Consider the following 16,857-nt stretch of genomic DNA (forward strand, 5'->3'; position numbering starts at 1 on the left):
TTCCGTGGGAAGCACCATGAAAAGCCTGTTAGTCTGGATAGCATTGGCAGTCGGCTTGATGATTGCCTTTAATGCTGTGGTAGGCAAACAGGAAGAAAAAAAAGAAATTACATATTCGCAGTTTATCGAGCAGGTAAATAAGGGTGAGGTGGCCAGCGTCAATTTTGAAGGTTCCGTTTTTTCAGGCTATCTGATTAAAGGCGAAAGAAGCGATAAAACCACATTCTTAACCAACGCCCCTTTGGATGACAATCTGGTAAAAACGCTGCTAGATAAAAAAGTGGCGTTGAAAGTAACACCGGAAGAAAAACCCAGTATTTTTACCAGTTTGCTGCTGAATATGCTGCCGATTCTGCTGCTGATCGGCGTGTGGATTTATTTCATGCGTATGCAGGCCGGGGGCGGCGGTAAAGGCGGTGCTTTTTCTTTCGGCAAAAGCCGTGCCAAACTTTTGGATAAAGATTCCAACAAAGTAACTTTTGCCGACGTTGCGGGCTGTGACGAAGCCAAAGAAGAAGTTCAGGAAATCGTAGATTATCTGAAAGCGCCTAACCGCTACCAAAGCTTGGGCGGCCGTGTGCCACGCGGTATTTTGCTGGCGGGCAGCCCGGGTACCGGTAAAACTTTGCTGGCGAAAGCCATTGCCGGCGAAGCAGGCGTGCCGTTTTTCAGCATTTCGGGTTCCGATTTTGTGGAAATGTTCGTCGGCGTAGGTGCCAGCCGCGTCCGCGATATGTTTGAACAAGCCAAGAAAAACGCGCCATGTATTATCTTTATTGACGAGATCGATGCGGTCGGCCGCCAGCGCGGTGCCGGTTTGGGCGGCGGCAACGATGAGCGCGAGCAGACTTTAAACCAATTGTTGGTGGAAATGGATGGTTTTGAAAGCAATCAAACCGTGATTGTGATTGCTGCCACCAACCGCCCCGATGTGCTTGACCCTGCTTTGCAACGCCCAGGTCGTTTCGACCGTCAGGTTGTGGTTCCGCTGCCGGATATTCGCGGCCGGGAGCAGATTTTGAAAGTGCATGCCAAAAAAGTACCTTTGGATGCTTCGGTTGACTTGGTTTCGTTGGCGCGCGGTACACCCGGTTTTTCCGGTGCGGATCTTGCCAACTTGGTCAACGAAGCGGCGCTATTTGCCGGCCGTCGCAATAAAACCAAAGTGGATCAAAGCGACTTTGAAGATGCCAAAGATAAAATCTACATGGGTCCGGAACGTCGCAGCATGGTAATGCACGAAGACGAAAAACGTGCAACCGCATACCATGAGTCCGGTCATGCGATTGTAGCGGAAAGCCTGCCCTTTACCGACCCCGTGCATAAAGTGACCATCATGCCCCGAGGCCGTGCATTAGGTTTGACTTGGCAGCTGCCGGAGCGCGACCGTATCAGCATGTATAAAGATCAGATGCTGAGCCAGATTTCGATTCTGTATGGCGGCCGTATCGCGGAAGATATTTTTGTCGGCCGTATTTCTACCGGTGCTTCCAATGACTTTGAGCGTGCAACACAAATTGCCCGTGAAATGGTAACCCGCTTTGGCATGAGCGAGAAAATGGGTGCGATGGTTTATGCGGAAAACGAAGGCGAAGTGTTCTTGGGACGAAGCATTACCCGTTCGCAACATATTTCTGAAAAAACCCAACAGGAAGTAGATGCCGAAGTACGCCGCATTTTGGATGAGCAGTATGCAGTGGCTTACAAAATTCTGGATGAAAACCGGGATAAGATGGAAACCATGTGTAAGGCTTTGATGGAATGGGAAACCATCGACCGTGATCAGGTTGTGGAAATTATGGAAGGCAAACAACCCAGTCCGCCAAAAGATTACAGTCACAATATCCGCAAAGATGACGAGCAGCCTGTTTTTGCTAAAGATGTTAAAGAACAGCAGGAAAGCGCCCAATCCAATCAGGCGGATGCTGAGAAAAAAGCAGATCATGATGTTGCTTATTCTGATGTGATTAAAAACGATGAGCAGAATCATAACGACAAAGCTTAACATGGGTTTGTTATCAACAATGCCTGTCTGAAAAATGCTTTCAGACAGGCATTTGTTTTAGTCATGTGTTGTGAATCGGCTATAATCCGTTTTTTCAAATGGGGCGACAAATATGACACAGTACATTTGGCAGGCAGGTCGTTTTCAGATTGATTTGTCTAAGCCGACAGTGATGGGCATCATCAATTTAACCCCGGATTCTTTTTCCGATGGCGGAAAATATTCCAAAAGCGTGGCTGATGCGCTGGCACATGCAGAGAAGCTTTTGTCGGAAGGTGCGCATATTTTGGATGTTGGCGGCGAATCTACCCGCCCCGGCTCTGCTTATATTTCGCCGGAGGAAGAATGGTCGAGAGTTGAACTTGTTTTGGAGAAACTTGCAAGTTGGAATGTTCCGCTTAGTTTGGATACCCGCCGTGCAGAAATCATGCGTAAAGCGCTTGCAGCAGGCTATGCGGATATAATTAATGATGTTCAAGCTTTAGAAGACGAAGGAGCGGCGGATGTTCTTGCCCAATATCCTCATATCGGCATTTGTTTGATGCATATGCAGGGCATGCCGGAAACCATGCAGGATGATCCGCGTTATCAAGATGTGGTGGCGGAGGTAACGGATTATTTAAGGGCGAGGGTGGCTGCTTGTGTCCAAGCGGGTATTAACGAGAGCAGGATTGTGCTTGATCCGGGTTTTGGATTCGGAAAAACGCTGAAACATAATCTATTGCTGATGCAGCACTTAGATAAATTGGCTGAATCGTTAGGGCTGCCGTTATTGGTCGGGGTGTCGCGTAAGCGCATGATAGGCGAGTTGACCGGTGAACAGGAGCCGGATCGAAGAATTTATGGCAGCGTAGCAGCCGCATTGGCAGCTGTGTCGCGGGGCGCGAGAATTATTCGTGTGCATGATGTGAAGGCAACTGTGGATGCTTTGAATGTGTGGCGCGAATTAGGTGTGTTTCCGGCAAATTAACGGGCAACCGTTTGTAAGCAATAATTGCCTGTGAGCCTGTCTGAAAGATTCAGACAGGCATGTGTAAGATAATGATCAACTTGAATTTAAAAACAGCGGTAAGGCTGTAATAAAACAAACTCATTTATTCAATCTGGAGTGTCTTTTAAGATGGCTAAAAAATATTTCGGCACGGACGGTGTGCGCGGTGAAGTAGGTCAATTTCCGATTACCCCTGAATTCGTTTTGAAGCTCGGTTATGCTGCCGGTCAGGTTTTGGTACAGCACGACAGCGAACAAAAGCCCACAGTCATCATCGGTAAAGACACGCGAATTTCAGGCTATATGCTGGAAGCTGCTTTGGTGGCGGGCTTTACCGCGGCCGGTGTAAACGTGATTCAGACAGGCCCTCTTCCCACGCCCGGAATTGCTTATTTAACCCGCGCCTTGCGCCTGTCGGCCGGTGTGATGATTTCCGCTTCGCATAATGTGTATTCCGATAACGGCATCAAATTTTTTGCCGAAGGCGGTGTGAAGCTGAGTGATGAAATCGAGCTGGAAATCGAAGCCAAACTGGATCAGGAAATGGTAACCATGCCTTCCGACCGTTTGGGCAGGGCGCGCCGCATTAATGGCGCGGATGACCGCTACATTGAGTTCTGCAAATCCACCTTCCCCAACCATTTGGATTTGCGCGGTCTGAAATTGGTGGTGGATACCGCCAACGGAGCGGGCTATCACGTTGCGCCGAAAGTGTTTCACGAATTGGGCGCAAAAGTGGTTACCATCGGTGACGAACCGAATGGCTACAATATCAACGAAAAATGCGGTGCGACCCACACTAAAGCTCTGCAGGCGGCTGTGTTGCAAAATGATGCAGATTACGGCATCGCGCTGGACGGCGACGGCGACCGCCTGATGATGGTGGACAAAAACGGCAAAGTTTACGACGGTGACAGCTTGATTTATGTCGTGGCCAAAGCGCGTGCAAAAGAAGGCGTGAAGATCGGCGGCGTGGTCGGAACGGTGATGACCAATATGGCAATGGAATTGGCTTTGCAGGAAAAAGGCGTTGCCTTTGCGCGGGCGAAAGTGGGTGACCGCTATGTGTTGGAGCAGCTGCACCAGCGCGGTTGGCTGATCGGCGGCGAAGCTTCCGGCCACATCCTCTGCATGGATAAACACAATACCGGCGACGGCATTATTTCTGCTTTACAGGTATTGGCGGCCATCCGTACGCTGAATCAGGATTTGGCAATCGCCTTAGACTGGCGCCCTTATCCGCAAACTATGATTAACGTGCGTATCGAAAAAGGGCAGGATTGGCAGAGCGCATCTGCCGAGGTATTGGCTGAAGTGGAAAAAGAGCTGGAAGGCAAAGGCCGTGTTGTGTTGCGTGCGTCAGGCACCGAACCTGTGGTGCGCGTGATGGTGGAGGCCAAGCAATCCGATTGGGCGGAAGATAGTGCCAAGCGTATTGCCGCAGCCATTCAAAACCCGCCTGTAAAAGCGGGAAAATAATCACGCTGCCGACGGAAAAATAAGCCCCCGTCTGTTAGAATGGCAGGCGGGGGCTTGAACGTAAGTTTCACAGCAATTTCAATCACGAATACAAACAAAGGAAGCAGGGCTATGATTTCTTTTGCCCTCTTAGAATCTTTTTTTACCCAATATGGCTATGCCGCTGTTTTTTTGGTGTTGATTGCCTGCGGCTTTGGTGTGCCGATTCCGGAAGATGTTACTCTGGTAACAGGAGGGATTATCTCCGGTTTGGGTTATGCTAATGTGCATATCATGTTTTTGGTCGGTATGGCGGGCGTGTTGGTGGGTGATGGTTTGATGTTTATGGCCGGCAGAACTTACGGCGATAAAATATTGGGGTTCAAACCGGTCGCGCGCGTAATGACACCCAAGCGCTACGCACAGGTGCAAGAAAAGTTCGATAAATATGGCAATTGGGTGCTGTTTGTCGCCCGTTTTTTACCGGGCTTGCGTACGCCGATATTTATTACCGCAGGTATCAGCGGCAAAGTTTCATTTTCACGCTTTTTGATGATGGACGGCTTGGCGGCATTGATTTCGGTGCCGGTTTGGGTGTATTTGGGCGATTATGGTGCTTCCAACCGTGATTGGCTGATGGATAAAGTGCATCAGTTCCAATACGGCTTGTTTGTTTTAATCGGAATCGGTGCGGTGGTGTTGGGCTATTTCTGGTGGAAGAAGCGCCAACGTATACGTTTTTATCACCGGAAATTGCGCGAGCTGCGCCAACAGCGACAAGCATTAAGGGCGGCGAAAAAAGTAGAAAAGCAAAGCCGAAAAGAAGTGTAAACCGCATAAGGTTTTCAGATGCCTGTCTGAAAGCCTTATTTCTATTTTCAGACAGGCATAGCCGTATTGCTTAGAGAACCGTAATCAAAATACCGATATACCATTAATCGGCGGTTGCCTGTGGCACAATATTTCCCGTTTCAAAGACATGTTAATACTATGACTGAAAAAATCTATGGCGACGGCGCGTTCCGTCGCGAAGGGCTGACAGGCTCGACTATCGAAAACACTTATGCCGGTGCATTGTCATTTATGCGGCGGAACTATACGCGTAATTTGGAAGGCGTCGACGTGGTGGTATCGGGCGTGCCTTTGGATTTGGCCACCACTTTCCGCCCGGGTGCACGTTTGGGGCCGGCGGCCATCCGTGCGGCAAGCGTGCAGCTCGCAGAGCTGAATCTTTTCCCGTGGGGTTTTGATCCGTTTGACGATTTGGCGGTAATCGATTACGGAGACTGCTGGTTTGATGCGCACCAACCGTGGACAATACGGGAAACCATTGTTCAGCATGCGCGAGACATCATTCAAAACTCAAACGCCAAAATGCTTACTTTGGGCGGAGACCACTACATCACTTATCCGTTGCTGCAAGCACATGCCGAAAAATATGGCAAACCTTTGAGTTTGCTGCATTTTGATGCGCACTGTGATACTTGGCCCGACGATGCTGAAGACTCCTTAAATCACGGTACCATGTTTTATAAAGCTGTGAAAAACGGCTTAATCGACCCGAAAACTTCCGCGCAAGTCGGCATCCGCACTTGGAACAGTGATTTTATGGGCATGAATATGCTGTTTGCACCGTGGGTAAATGAAAACGGCATAGATGCTACCGTGCAGCGCATTTATGAAATTATCGGCAACCATCCCGTTTATTTAACTTTCGATATTGATTGTTTGGATCCGGCTTTTGCTCCGGGCACCGGAACGCCCGTGCCGGGCGGTTTGAATTCGCATACGGCTTTGGGCATCATCCGCAAACTCGGAGAACTGAATATTGTGGGGATGGACGTGGTGGAAGTGGCACCTTCCTACGATAATGCCGAAATCACGGCCATTGCCGCTGCACATGTGGCTGCCGATATGCTTTGCCTGATGCGCAATAAAAAAGTAGCGGGGCAACGATAATGCCTGTCTGAAAAAGTTGTGGTAGTAAATTGATGAAGAAACATATTTTTGTGCTTTACACCGGCGGCACCATAGGCATGAGCGCCGGCAGCAAAGGGTTGGTTCCCGATGCGGCTTTAGCCGGCAAAGCGCTTGCACCGTTTGCCGCCCGTTGCGATTTTGATTGGCATATCTGCAATTCGTTGATTGATTCTTCCGCCGTTACCCTGAAAAACTGGCAGGATTGGTTGACTGTTTTGCAGGACAAAATTCCCCAGTATGACGGTGTGTTGGTGTTGCACGGCACGGATACCTTGGCTTATACCGCCAATATCTTTGCTTTGGCCTTAAAAGGCTTAAACAAGCCGGTTGTGCTCACCGGCTCCCAATGGCCTTATGACAGCGAACACAGCGATGCGCCGCTTAACTTGGCCACGGCGGTGGCAGCATTGGAGCTGCCGGATATGAAAGACGTGGTGTTGGCGTTTAACGGCAAACTGTTTCCGGCTGTAGGCAGCAGCAAAATCAGCACCGAATCGGCTGACGGGTTTGATAATGCGCATTTCGGCGTATTGGGCGTGTGGCATGAAGAAGCGGGATGGGGGCGCCTATGCCTGTCTGAAAAAACGGCAGAGCCTTTTGTTGTGCAGGCAATCGATGTGCAAGCCAATGTTGAATGTTATACATTGATTCCGGGCGTGATGGCCGATACCGCCGCACGCAATATTGCCGGCAATGCTGCCGATGCGGTGATACTGCAAACTTACGGGCACGGTAATGTGCCGGATAACCGAGCACTGATTGAGGCCGTGCGTCATGTTACGCAACAAGGTAAATTGGTTTTGAATATCAGCCAAGTGCCCCAAGGATGCGCTGCGGCGGTGTATGCTCAAGGCAGCGCATTGCGGGAAGCAGGAGCGGTAAGCGGCGGCAAATGTAATCTGGAAACAGCGGTTGCGCTGCTCACTTTAGCCGCGGGTAAGCGCGCCGATATTCAATGGCTTGAGTCTGAATTGCAGCGTTTGGGTTTGCGCTGAGTTTTCAAAACTCACGGGTTTAAAAGAATTTTATCTAGGCGAGCAGATGGCTAAATTCAATCAAGTGCTTATGATGAGTATGAGCGATGGCTGTTTATTTTATTGATTTTGTCTGTAGCAAGTTAAGTTTCTTTTCTAGAAAGTGGAATAGAACATGCCTGTCTGAATTTGGTTCAGACAGGCATTGTTTATGGGTTAATACTTTGCGCTGATCAGTTTGCCGTTTTGGTAAGTTTGCTGGTACATGATATTGCCATTGTAGGCGTAAATGGTTAATGTGCCGTCGAGAGGATGTGCGTTGAAGTCCAGCAATTGTTTGCGGGTTAACACCATAGGATCGCTGCGCTTTTTGGCATGGCCTTCGTAGAAATCCTGAACAATGTATTCATTGTCGTTGCGTTTGCTGATAAGTTGGCGGTAAAAGCCTCCTTTTACTGCAGCATCGCTGGTGTTACCTTTTGCATCAAAATGGGCAATGATTTGTTCTTCAATCACATTAATGCCGGAATCGGATTTTTTACCGGGAATGCCCACCGGAATGTTGACTGACGTTCCCAAGCCGACATGGGAACCGATGCGGCTTCCGATACCGAGATTAACAGACATGCCGGATGGCCCCGAGCTGCATGCGGCTAAGAAGGGAAGCAGTAAGAATGGAATGTATGCTTTCATTGTTTATCTCTGTTTAATTAATGGTTTAAGTGAAAGTATAGCGGGATTTTGCATCTTCTGCGGCCTGAATATGTAAAAAATCCGACAGAGCGGGATAGTGTGCTTTGTCGGATTAATGAGGGTTGGCTGTTAGTAGCCGTATTTAATTTCTTTAATGGTGCTGAATGCACGCGCTTCGCCATTTTGTGAAACGGGCCGAAGCTGTTGGCGGGACATCCATTCTACCGCGGCTTCATCGATTTTTTTCGAACCGCTGCTGCGTGCAACTTTGATATTTTCAGTATAGCCATCTGCTTTGATGGTTAAACGAAGAGCCAATTTGCCTTTAATCGGAGATTTGGCTTGACTGGCTTTTTCGTAGAATTTTACATCGCTAACGGCAGCTTGGGCAGTTCCAAACAACATGAAGCCTGTAAGCAGAGTAAAAAGGGCTTTTTTCATATGGGTATCTCTCTCTTGGTTTGAAGAAATTGTTATTGATTTATAACGGCTATATTATAGATAGATAAAATCATTGCAGGTTAAAAAAAAACAAACGGTCAATATTTGGAATGAATATTAACCGTTGTGTTTGATTCAGAATGAAGAATTTATTTGCTCATGCCCAATGTGGAGGCATTTTGCAGAGTTTGGCTCAACACTTCGCTGCTTGGGATGTTGATGGGATTGCTGTGGGTGGCCAATGATTGGGGATCCCCCATCAGGATAAGTGCCAATACGGCAATTTGCAGCAACAAACCGATAATCAGCGGCAAATAGGCTTCAATATGTTTCTTCATAACGTTTTCCTTGAGTTTCGTAATGTTATTCGTAATGTAGTTTTATGTAATCTGGCTAAGCGGTTTTGATGCCGGTTAGCCAAAGTTTTTATGTTTTGTTGGATGTATTTTGTCTGGTTTTCGACTGAATAGCAATAGCGGTTTTGTCAAAATTTTTTTGATAAACGGTATCTTGCATGGAAATTCTCGATTGCTGGAAGCATGATGCTTGCCGCTAATGGTCAATAGGTGACAAATTCTGTCGCTTGTATTTGTCATTAAATAAATTGTTTTAAATAATTGTATATTAAACAATGTATTATTTTATATTTTGAATAGATGTTTTAGGAGATTGGATGACGTTTTTTGTATGCCGGAAATAAAAAAATCCTTCAAAAAAAGTACCGATTATTTTAAATAATAGCCGTTTATTTTGTATTGTTTTTGCAACATGATTGGGAAAATCATATTCAAAATTTATATAGATTGATCGGCTAATCATATGTGCAGCGCTTAGGTACCGAGAAAGTTCTTGTAGTATTCTAGTTGTATATTTGTAGAGCATCTGCATGGCATTGCAGGACATATCAAAATATGTTTCAAATTAAGCGGGTGTACTATATAAAGAATTATTAAGCTCGGTTGTAGAAGAAGGTTAGGGCTTATGTTATAAAGAGAGTTTAAGCAGCAATTTTTGTGCTGTATTTGGTTTGAAGAGAATTTATGGCTATGAAAACGCTGAAATTTACGAAAATGCACGGCTTGGGGAATGATTTTATGGTGGTTGACGGTATCAACCAGCAATTCGATCCTGCACAAGCGCCTTTAACGCAATGGGCAAACCGACATACGGGGGTAGGTTTTGACCAGTTGCTATTGGTTGAAAAGCCGCATACTGATAAGGTGGATTTCCGTTACCGTATTTTTAATGCAGACGGTAGCGAAGTAGAGCAGTGCGGTAATGGTGCGCGCTGTTTTGTTCGTTTTGTTACGGATAAAAAATTAACCGATAAACATGAAATCGTTGTGGAGACTGCACGCGGAATCATTTTGCCGAAATTGATGGACAACGGATTGGTTACGGTGAATATGGGCAGACCCCGTTTTTTGCCGGAAGAGATTCCGTTTCTGCCGCCGGCACAGGAAGATGAAAATACGCTCACATACAGAATTATGGTGGGTTTGGAGTCTGTGCCGGTAAGCTGTGTGAGCATGGGAAATCCGCATGCGGTGATTCTTGTCGAAGATGTTGAAGCGGCGCCTGTTCAGCAATGGGGTGCTGAAATTGAATCGCATGAATGTTTTCCCAGCCGTGTGAATGTGGGTTTTATGCAGATTATGGATAAAACGCATATCAGACTGAGGGTTTTTGAACGGGGTACGGGCGAAACGCAAGCGTGCGGTACGGGTGCATGCGCTGCCGTAGTGGCCGGAATCCGCTTGGGATTGCTTACGGCCGGTGAATCTATACAGGTGGGTTTGCCGGGAGGAGATTTATTTATTGTTTGGCAGCCGGATGAGGATGTTTTGATGACTGGGCCTGCAGAAACAGTATATGAAGGTGAGTTGCAATATTAATGTTTGATTTGCATACTGCTTTTGACTGTTTGCGAGGAAAATATGCCGGGTGATTTGGGTTTGTGGTGCCTGCTGCTTTATATCGCGGTGTTTTTGTACACTTCGTTTAAAGAAGGCATGTTTCAATGGCTTTGGGCAAGTGTGTTGCTTTGGTTGGGAATAAGCGTCCTGCTTGGGAAAGTGCTGCCCGGTGTGGCGGGGCTTACACATGTAACGGCTTTTTATGTGCCGCATTTTTATATTACTGTGGCCAGCTTGTTTTTTTTCGTACATAAGTGGTTCCGTGTTCCGGAAAAAAATGTGTGGATTACCGATTCAGGTGTGTTTATCAGCCTGTTTGCCGTAACCGGAGCCTTGATGCAGGTTGCTTTTTGGTGTTTGTGCGGTTTGGTTTGGTTGAATTATCCGCATGGTATTTCGGTATATATTTTGCCCGCTTTATTACAGATGTATGTGCTTGAACCGGAATATTGGATTGGAATGCAGATTTTGCTGATATTGTTGTTTTATCTGCACCGTGTTGTGGTGGAAAAGCAGCCGGGAAACGTGTTCAGCTTGGGGCAGTTGCAAAGCGGGTTTCTTTTGTCTTTGCTGTTTCAGGTTGTGTGGGTGGCTGCTTCGATGCCGCATTTCCGACATTAGGCAACAATAAAAAACAATAAAACCGGAAGCGGAGTAAGCGGCTTGTGAGGCTTGCCAATTGCATATAACTTTTGGTTGTAAGCATGTGCCAATAAATTATTTGGCTTTCAGACAGGCATTACTTACTATAGCTTGGTTGGTAAATTAAGGAGCATTTTGAAATGAATATTGCAAATAGTATTACAGATTTGATCGGCAATACCCCGTTGATCGAGCTGAACCGTTTAAGTAAGGATCTGCCGGGGCGTGTTGTGGCCAAATTGGAGTTTTTCAATCCGGGCAGCAGCGTGAAAGACCGCATTGCTGCGGCCATGATTGATGCTGCTGAAAAATCAGGCAAGATTAATGCAAATACAATTATTGTTGAGCCGACCAGCGGCAATACCGGTATCGGCTTGGCGATGGTGTGTGCGGCGCGCGGCTATAAACTTGTGATTACTATGCCGGAGAGCATGAGTAAAGAGCGTCGTATGTTGTTGCGTGCATTTGGTGCAGAGCTGGTGCTGACTCCCGCTGCAGAAGGTATGGGCGGTGCGATTGCGAAGGCGCAGGAGCTGGTAGACAGCAATCCTGATGTTTATTTTATGCCGCAGCAATTTGAAAATGCAGCTAATCCTGAAGTACACCGTAAAACGACTGCCGAAGAAATTTGGCGCGATACCGACGGGCAGGTTGATATTTTTGTGGCGGGTGTGGGTACGGGCGGCACGGTAACCGGTGTGGGCGAGGTGCTGAAAGAGCGTAAACCGTCGGTTGAAGTATATGCGGTGGAGCCTGAAGCATCGCCTGTGTTGAGCGGCGGTCAAAAAGGGCCGCACCCGATTCAAGGTATCGGCGCGGGCTTTGTGCCGGGAATTTTAAATACCGGTGTTTACAACGGTGTGATTCAAGTGCCGAATGATGCTGCGTTTACTACTGCGCGTGCGGTTGCCGAGAAAGAAGGCATTTTAGTGGGTATTTCTTCCGGTGCCGCGGTGTGGAGCGCATTGCAGTTGGCGGCTAAGCCCGAAAACAAAGACAAGCTGATTGTGGTGTTGATTCCTTCTTATGGTGAACGCTATCTTTCCACTCCTCTATTCGCGGATTTGGTGTAAGTGTTGAGAAAAATTCAGACAGGCATTAATTGCCTGTCTGAATTTTTATGGATGTTGGGTATGTAAACCAATTATTTTGATGGCGGTTTCGTCATGCTTAGGTCAAGCTTGGGTATGACGAACGCACTATTTTTCAGGTTTGTTTAGCTGTGTTCGGTGGGAAAGTTGATATTTAATAAGGCCTTAACGCAATATGGTTTGACAGGTTAAATGATACCGTTGCTGCCTTGAAAGAATACGTTTGGCAGAGAATGATAGTTCTTTTGCAGTTCTTGTTTTATACTTACGCAAATTGTGTTACGGGTGCATGTGTGCCTGCTTTATTATCGACAATGCAGTGCGTTCGGCAGGGAAGTATTTCGAGATAATGGCTTAACAGGCTGTTTCAGCTGCCAAGATACTGTTTAATTATATTGAAAGTGATTATAATAGCTGCCATGAAAAAATATCTTTTACCTATAATCTTGGTAGGGGCGCTGACCGGTTGTGAATCAATTTACCTGCCGGTTTTGAAAGAAGTGCCCGTTCATCCGACCAACCCGAAACGTCCAACACCCGCCCAGCAGGGTCAGTTTGCTTTGGCTTCTACGCACTGGACTGATGTTTCTAAAATCAGGGACGAGGCAACGCGGTTGAGTTATCAAGTCAGCAAAGGGCAGCTCACCAAAGTTCAGGCCGCTCAATATCTTAACCGCTTCCGTATCAAGCAGGTCGGCCGCAATACTATTGACGACAGTATGTATGAAGTGTATCTGCGCTCTGCCGTCGAAAGCCAGCGCGGTGCGATAAATACGGATCAGTCGAAGCTTTATATCCGCAATGCTTTGCAAGGTTGGCAGCAGCGTTGGCCGAGTATGGAAAACAAACCGAGCAATCCGGCCTTTACGAACTTCCTGATGGAAGTGATGGATATGAAACCTTTGCAGTAATTTTTGCAAACCATGATTGATGCCTGTCTGAAAGTGTTCAGACAGGCATTGTTTTTAGATTTGGGATTGCGGAATGAAGGCGACAAACTTGCCGTTGAACACGGCAACCAGTTCGTTTTGGGAAAACATCTCTATTGTCAGGGAAATTTTTCCTTTGCCTGTGGCTTGGAGTTTTTCGCGCATAGCTTGCCATTCTTCCGGTGCGGCCGGTCGGGTTTTTAAGGTAAGGCCGTCTAATGCGGGGCGAAGATAGCGGGTATCTCCGTTTTGAATCACGATGCTGCCTTGTGCTTCCGGGCAGTTTACATGCACTGCCGACCAGCCGCAGAGGGTGGCGCCTAAAGCGATACTGCCGCCGAAAACCGTATTTTTGTGGTTCCGGTTGATATGGTGCGGCATGTATAACTCTATGGATTCGGGAGTACACGTTACGATGCGGATATCCAAAACACGCGAGGCGGGAATGTTCCGGTGGAGGAAGGTTTGCAATTCTTCGGCAGTCATAACGATAGTCGGAGGCTGTTAGGTAACGGGCTGATTATAGCCGTGACGATTCGTTTCGCACAAGGAAGCGGGTTGCTTATATATCCGTGAATTCATTGCCGGTAACGATGCCTGTCTGAAACTATTTTTCAGACAGGCATTGTTTAATGTTTCGGATCAATCAGCAGGATGCGCGCGTTCGGCTCAGACCATAATAGTTTGGCGGTTTGGCGGAGGCGGGTTTGAATAATGCTGTATTTCAATTCCGGCAGGGCGCGGATATAGCGCACGTCTCCGTATTTCTGATGGCTTAGCGCCAGTCTTTCCAGCCATACTTCTGGATTTTTCTGACGTAAGGCTTCTTGTTCGATAAACAGTTGTTGCAGGTTGGCCGCTTCATTGCGGCTGATGTCTTCCGGCATGCTTTGCAAAATGCGCTGCGCAGCCTGCCACAATTCTTGTGCGCGTTGCGGCTCCGCATTGAAGTAAAGCTGGTTTTCTACAAGGTTGTGCTCGGGATCGGGTTTGGTGGTGAATTTGAGGCTGTATGTGCCTTGCAGCCGCCCGCGTAGCTCGTTTTTCAAACGGGCGTTGGCCAGATTGGCGAGCAAGGGGATTTGTTCGGAGGTTTCGGGTGTCCAGTTATAAAAAGGCAGCCAAGACCATGCGCTTACATCCGTGTGTTTGCTGTCGCCGATGGGCATGCGCTGGACGGTGCTGCCGGTTGTGGGGTGCAGGCGGGTATTGAGGGCGGGTGTGCGGGGGATGCCGGCGAGCTGGCGTTCAATCAGGGTTTTGATTTTTTGAGGCGATTCGTTGCTGACTATGTAATAGGCAACGGGCGTCCGGTTGAGCAGGCGCCATTGTTGCAGCAGTTGGTCGCCGCCCAGTGCGGCGATTTGGTTTCCGGAAGGTTCGTCGTATTCGCTTCGGCCGTAGCGCAGGTTGAATTCGGCCGATTCTTGTTTGCCGGGAACGGAGTTGCGGAACACCGGGCGGCGGGCGGCTTCGGTTTTCAAATGGCTTTGCCATTTTTCGTTAACGGCAGCGGGATTTTGGTAGGCGCGGTAAAGCCGGAGCAGGTTTTCAAAAGAAGTGTTGGGTGCGTTGCCGTTAAAAACCTGGTGGTACGGCATGATTTCGTAGTTCAGCTTGATTTGGTGTTTGCTTTTCCAGTTGGAAAATTGGGTTTCAGACAGGCCTTGAGGCGGGGTTTTCCATATGATTTCCCCTGCAAGGTGGGCTTGCCACGGCACAACGTTGTTTTGCAGGTAGCCGGTTTGGGAGATGATTTTGAGGTAGGTTTTATTGCCGGCAGACGGATTTTGCAGAACCACGGCGGTGTCGCCGTTACTCAAGCTGATGATTTCGGTTTTTGCTGCGGCGTCATATTGCCCGCCTGTGATTTTGCCTGCCGGAGCTGCTATGGCAAATGGGTTGTCGGAAGCGGTTTGGACGGATGGGGAGGCCGTGGCAGGCGCCTGCATTTTTTTTGCAGGCGTGCGTGTTTTGGCTGGTTTCGGGGTGCCGGCGTTTAGCTGGGCTGACGGGTTTTCTGCCAGCATGGGAAGTTTGGCAATGTCGGGCAAGTCGATGCTGCCCATGCCGGGCGCTTGAGCCTGGATGAGTTTGTCGTCGGCTGACAGCAGTTGCCGGATACGCTGGTTAACCTGTTTGCTGTTGATTTTATAGAGGGCGGGACGTACGGCGGCGGTGTGTTCTGCCGGTGTGCGCAAGGGTTTGTTGTCGAAGATGGTTTCTTGGGTTTGGGTAAGCAGCTCGTCGGGCTTGCCGGAGAGGTTGGGTTTGTTTTGGTTGAGACGCAGCAGGTTGCTGACTTGGCGGCGGTAGACGGCGGTTTCTTCATCTGTGGCAGGCTCTGCCAAAATGTTTTGGCGGATATGCAGTAGTGTGCGCAAGGCTTCGTTATGGCCGTCGGGTGTGGTTTGGCTGAAAAAGCCGAGAAAGCCCGTGCTTTGGCCGAGATTGCCACTGCGCAGCACAAGCTTTTGCATTGAGGGCGGCAGGGTTTGTTTTTGTAGGCGCTGATTGATAACGAATGCGGCAAAATTGTCGAGCAAGCGCTCGTATTCGCCCTGCGGTGTGTAGGCCTGAGCCGTTTCATTTGGAAAACGGAAAATCAGGTTGAGTTCGCTTTCCGTGTTGTCTTGATCTTGCAAACGGTCTATATGCCAGCCGTGGCGGAGTTTCGGCTCATAGTCTTCTTTTCGGCGGTTTGGGAGGTTGCGGGAAGGAAGGTCACCGAAATGCTTTTCGATTTTTTCTTGAACCTGTTTGGGGGCGAGGCTGCTGATAATGACGAGGTCGGCATTGTTTGGTGCATACCATTTTTTGTGGAAAGCGCTGAGCGTGCCGACTTGCATGGTATTGATGGCGTGCTCGTCGCCTATCGGGCGGTAACGCGCTTCGCGTGAGCCGTTTTTCAGGCTGGCGGTACGCTGCTGGGCCATCCTTTCTTGCAGGTTTTGCAGGGTGCGGATTTCTCCTTGGATGATTTTTTGCTCGTGCTGCCAATCGGCTGCTTGAAATTGGCGCTGCTGTACGAATTGGCGCATCACGATTAGCGCTTCGTCAATTTGATTTCGACCCCGGGGCGGCGTAAGCATATAGCGGGTGTAGCGGTGGGAGGTTTGGGCATTGAAGTGGCGGCCCATCTGCCAACCTTTTTTGCTCAGCGTTTCGGCAATCCCGTTGGGAAATTGGGGGCTGCTTTTAAATGCCAGATGTTCGAGCATATGGGCGGCACCTTTCTCTCCTTCAACTTCATCATTGGCTCCGGCTTGAACTTGCAGACGCAATTCCAACCGCTTGCCGGCTTCCGGTGCCTGGAGGATGTGGTAGTTCAAACCGTTGGGCAGTTTGCCTCGGAGATAAGCGGTTTCTGCTGCGAAAGCGGGTAAGGATATGACGATGGCGGCAATAGGCGCCAGAGAAAGGATTGGATTCATGATGGATGTAATGTGTTTCAGGCTGTCGGGTTTGGTTAAGGTTTTCCGATGTTTAGCCAACCAAACTACTGCATCGTTTGTTGCTTTGTCTTGATGTTTGGCCGGCTGTGGTCAGGCCTGTCTGAAAATTTGTGTCTTTGAGATGGATGTTTTTATACAGACGGCTGTCGGCGGGCATCGGTAGTTCTTAACTAAGTAATTTTTGTGGTTTGTTTAACCGGCAATTTTAATCGGTTTTGGTGTTAACTGGAGAAAATATTGCAAATAAATACTGTAAAAATAGTTTTAGTTTGAATTGGCGTG

The 16,857-nt window shown here is 48.3% G+C and carries 15 protein-coding genes; 10 read left to right on the forward strand and 5 right to left on the reverse strand.

The features are described 5' to 3' along the window. The first annotated feature begins 4 nt into the window (after window positions 1-4). From ftsH to EL143_RS07230, 6 genes are all read left to right on the forward strand, one after another. Window positions 5-2,005, forward strand: coding sequence for an ATP-dependent zinc metalloprotease FtsH (gene ftsH, locus EL143_RS07205; RefSeq protein ID WP_085415600.1), 2,001 nt, complete (start codon window positions 5-7; stop codon window positions 2,003-2,005). A 112-nt stretch (window positions 2,006-2,117) separates the two neighbouring features. Further along, window positions 2,118-2,975, forward strand: a complete 858-nt coding sequence (gene folP, locus EL143_RS07210) for a dihydropteroate synthase (protein WP_085415599.1) — start codon at window positions 2,118-2,120, stop codon at window positions 2,973-2,975. 150 nt (window positions 2,976-3,125) lie between these two features. After that, window positions 3,126-4,475, forward strand: a complete 1,350-nt coding sequence (gene glmM, locus EL143_RS07215) for a phosphoglucosamine mutase (RefSeq protein WP_085415598.1) — start codon at window positions 3,126-3,128, stop codon at window positions 4,473-4,475. Between the two features lie 111 nt (window positions 4,476-4,586). Beyond that, window positions 4,587-5,285 (forward strand): DedA family protein, encoded by a 699-nt coding sequence (locus EL143_RS07220; RefSeq protein ID WP_085415597.1) that lies wholly within the window; start codon window positions 4,587-4,589, stop codon window positions 5,283-5,285. A 159-nt stretch (window positions 5,286-5,444) separates the two neighbouring features. Next, a complete protein-coding gene (speB, locus tag EL143_RS07225) occupies window positions 5,445-6,413 on the forward strand; it encodes an agmatinase (RefSeq protein WP_085415596.1) in 969 nt (322 codons plus the stop codon). Between the two features lie 32 nt (window positions 6,414-6,445). Then, window positions 6,446-7,429 (forward strand): asparaginase, encoded by a 984-nt coding sequence (locus tag EL143_RS07230; RefSeq protein WP_085415595.1) that lies wholly within the window; start codon window positions 6,446-6,448, stop codon window positions 7,427-7,429. Window positions 7,430-7,624: 195 nt separating this feature from the next. Here the strand turns inward: EL143_RS07230 and EL143_RS07235 are convergent, their stop codons facing one another. From EL143_RS07235 to EL143_RS07245, 3 genes are all read right to left on the reverse strand, one after another. Further along, window positions 7,625-8,101, reverse strand: coding sequence for a NemA protein (locus tag EL143_RS07235; protein ID WP_085415594.1), 477 nt, complete (start codon window positions 8,099-8,101; stop codon window positions 7,625-7,627). A gap of 129 nt (window positions 8,102-8,230) precedes the next feature. Continuing rightward, a complete protein-coding gene (locus EL143_RS07240) occupies window positions 8,231-8,542 on the reverse strand; it encodes an energy transducer TonB (protein ID WP_085415593.1) in 312 nt (103 codons plus the stop codon). Between the two features lie 149 nt (window positions 8,543-8,691). Then, a complete protein-coding gene (locus EL143_RS07245) occupies window positions 8,692-8,880 on the reverse strand; it encodes a hypothetical protein (protein WP_085415592.1) in 189 nt (62 codons plus the stop codon). Between the two features lie 708 nt (window positions 8,881-9,588). Here EL143_RS07245 and dapF point away from each other — a divergent pair. The 4 genes from dapF (at window position 9,589) to EL143_RS07265 (ending at window position 13,102) form a co-directional block, all read left to right on the forward strand. Continuing rightward, window positions 9,589-10,437 carry a diaminopimelate epimerase gene (gene dapF / locus EL143_RS07250; protein ID WP_085415646.1) on the forward strand — a complete coding sequence of 283 codons (849 nt, stop codon included), beginning with the start codon at window positions 9,589-9,591 and terminating at the stop codon, window positions 10,435-10,437. A gap of 21 nt (window positions 10,438-10,458) precedes the next feature. After that, on the forward strand, window positions 10,459-11,079 hold the full coding sequence (locus tag EL143_RS07255; protein WP_126326680.1) for a hypothetical protein: 621 nt from the start codon (window positions 10,459-10,461) through the stop codon (window positions 11,077-11,079). A gap of 161 nt (window positions 11,080-11,240) precedes the next feature. After that, window positions 11,241-12,173, forward strand: coding sequence for a cysteine synthase A (gene cysK / locus EL143_RS07260; RefSeq protein WP_085415590.1), 933 nt, complete (start codon window positions 11,241-11,243; stop codon window positions 12,171-12,173). 437 nt (window positions 12,174-12,610) lie between these two features. Next, window positions 12,611-13,102, forward strand: coding sequence for a prokaryotic membrane lipolipid attachment site family protein (locus EL143_RS07265; protein ID WP_085415645.1), 492 nt, complete (start codon window positions 12,611-12,613; stop codon window positions 13,100-13,102). A gap of 54 nt (window positions 13,103-13,156) precedes the next feature. Here the strand turns inward: EL143_RS07265 and EL143_RS07270 are convergent, their stop codons facing one another. Both EL143_RS07270 and EL143_RS07275 read right to left on the reverse strand, forming a co-directional pair. Next, window positions 13,157-13,606: a YiiD C-terminal domain-containing protein gene (locus EL143_RS07270; RefSeq protein WP_085415589.1), complete on the reverse strand. Its 450-nt coding sequence runs from the start codon at window positions 13,604-13,606 to the stop codon at window positions 13,157-13,159. 143 nt (window positions 13,607-13,749) lie between these two features. After that, window positions 13,750-16,614 (reverse strand): M16 family metallopeptidase, encoded by a 2,865-nt coding sequence (locus tag EL143_RS07275; RefSeq protein WP_085415588.1) that lies wholly within the window; start codon window positions 16,612-16,614, stop codon window positions 13,750-13,752. Window positions 16,615-16,857 lie beyond the last annotated feature (243 nt).

Origin of the sequence: Neisseria canis, assembly GCF_900636765.1 — a bacterium.
In the GTDB taxonomy this organism is placed as follows: domain Bacteria; phylum Pseudomonadota; class Gammaproteobacteria; order Burkholderiales; family Neisseriaceae; genus Neisseria; species Neisseria canis.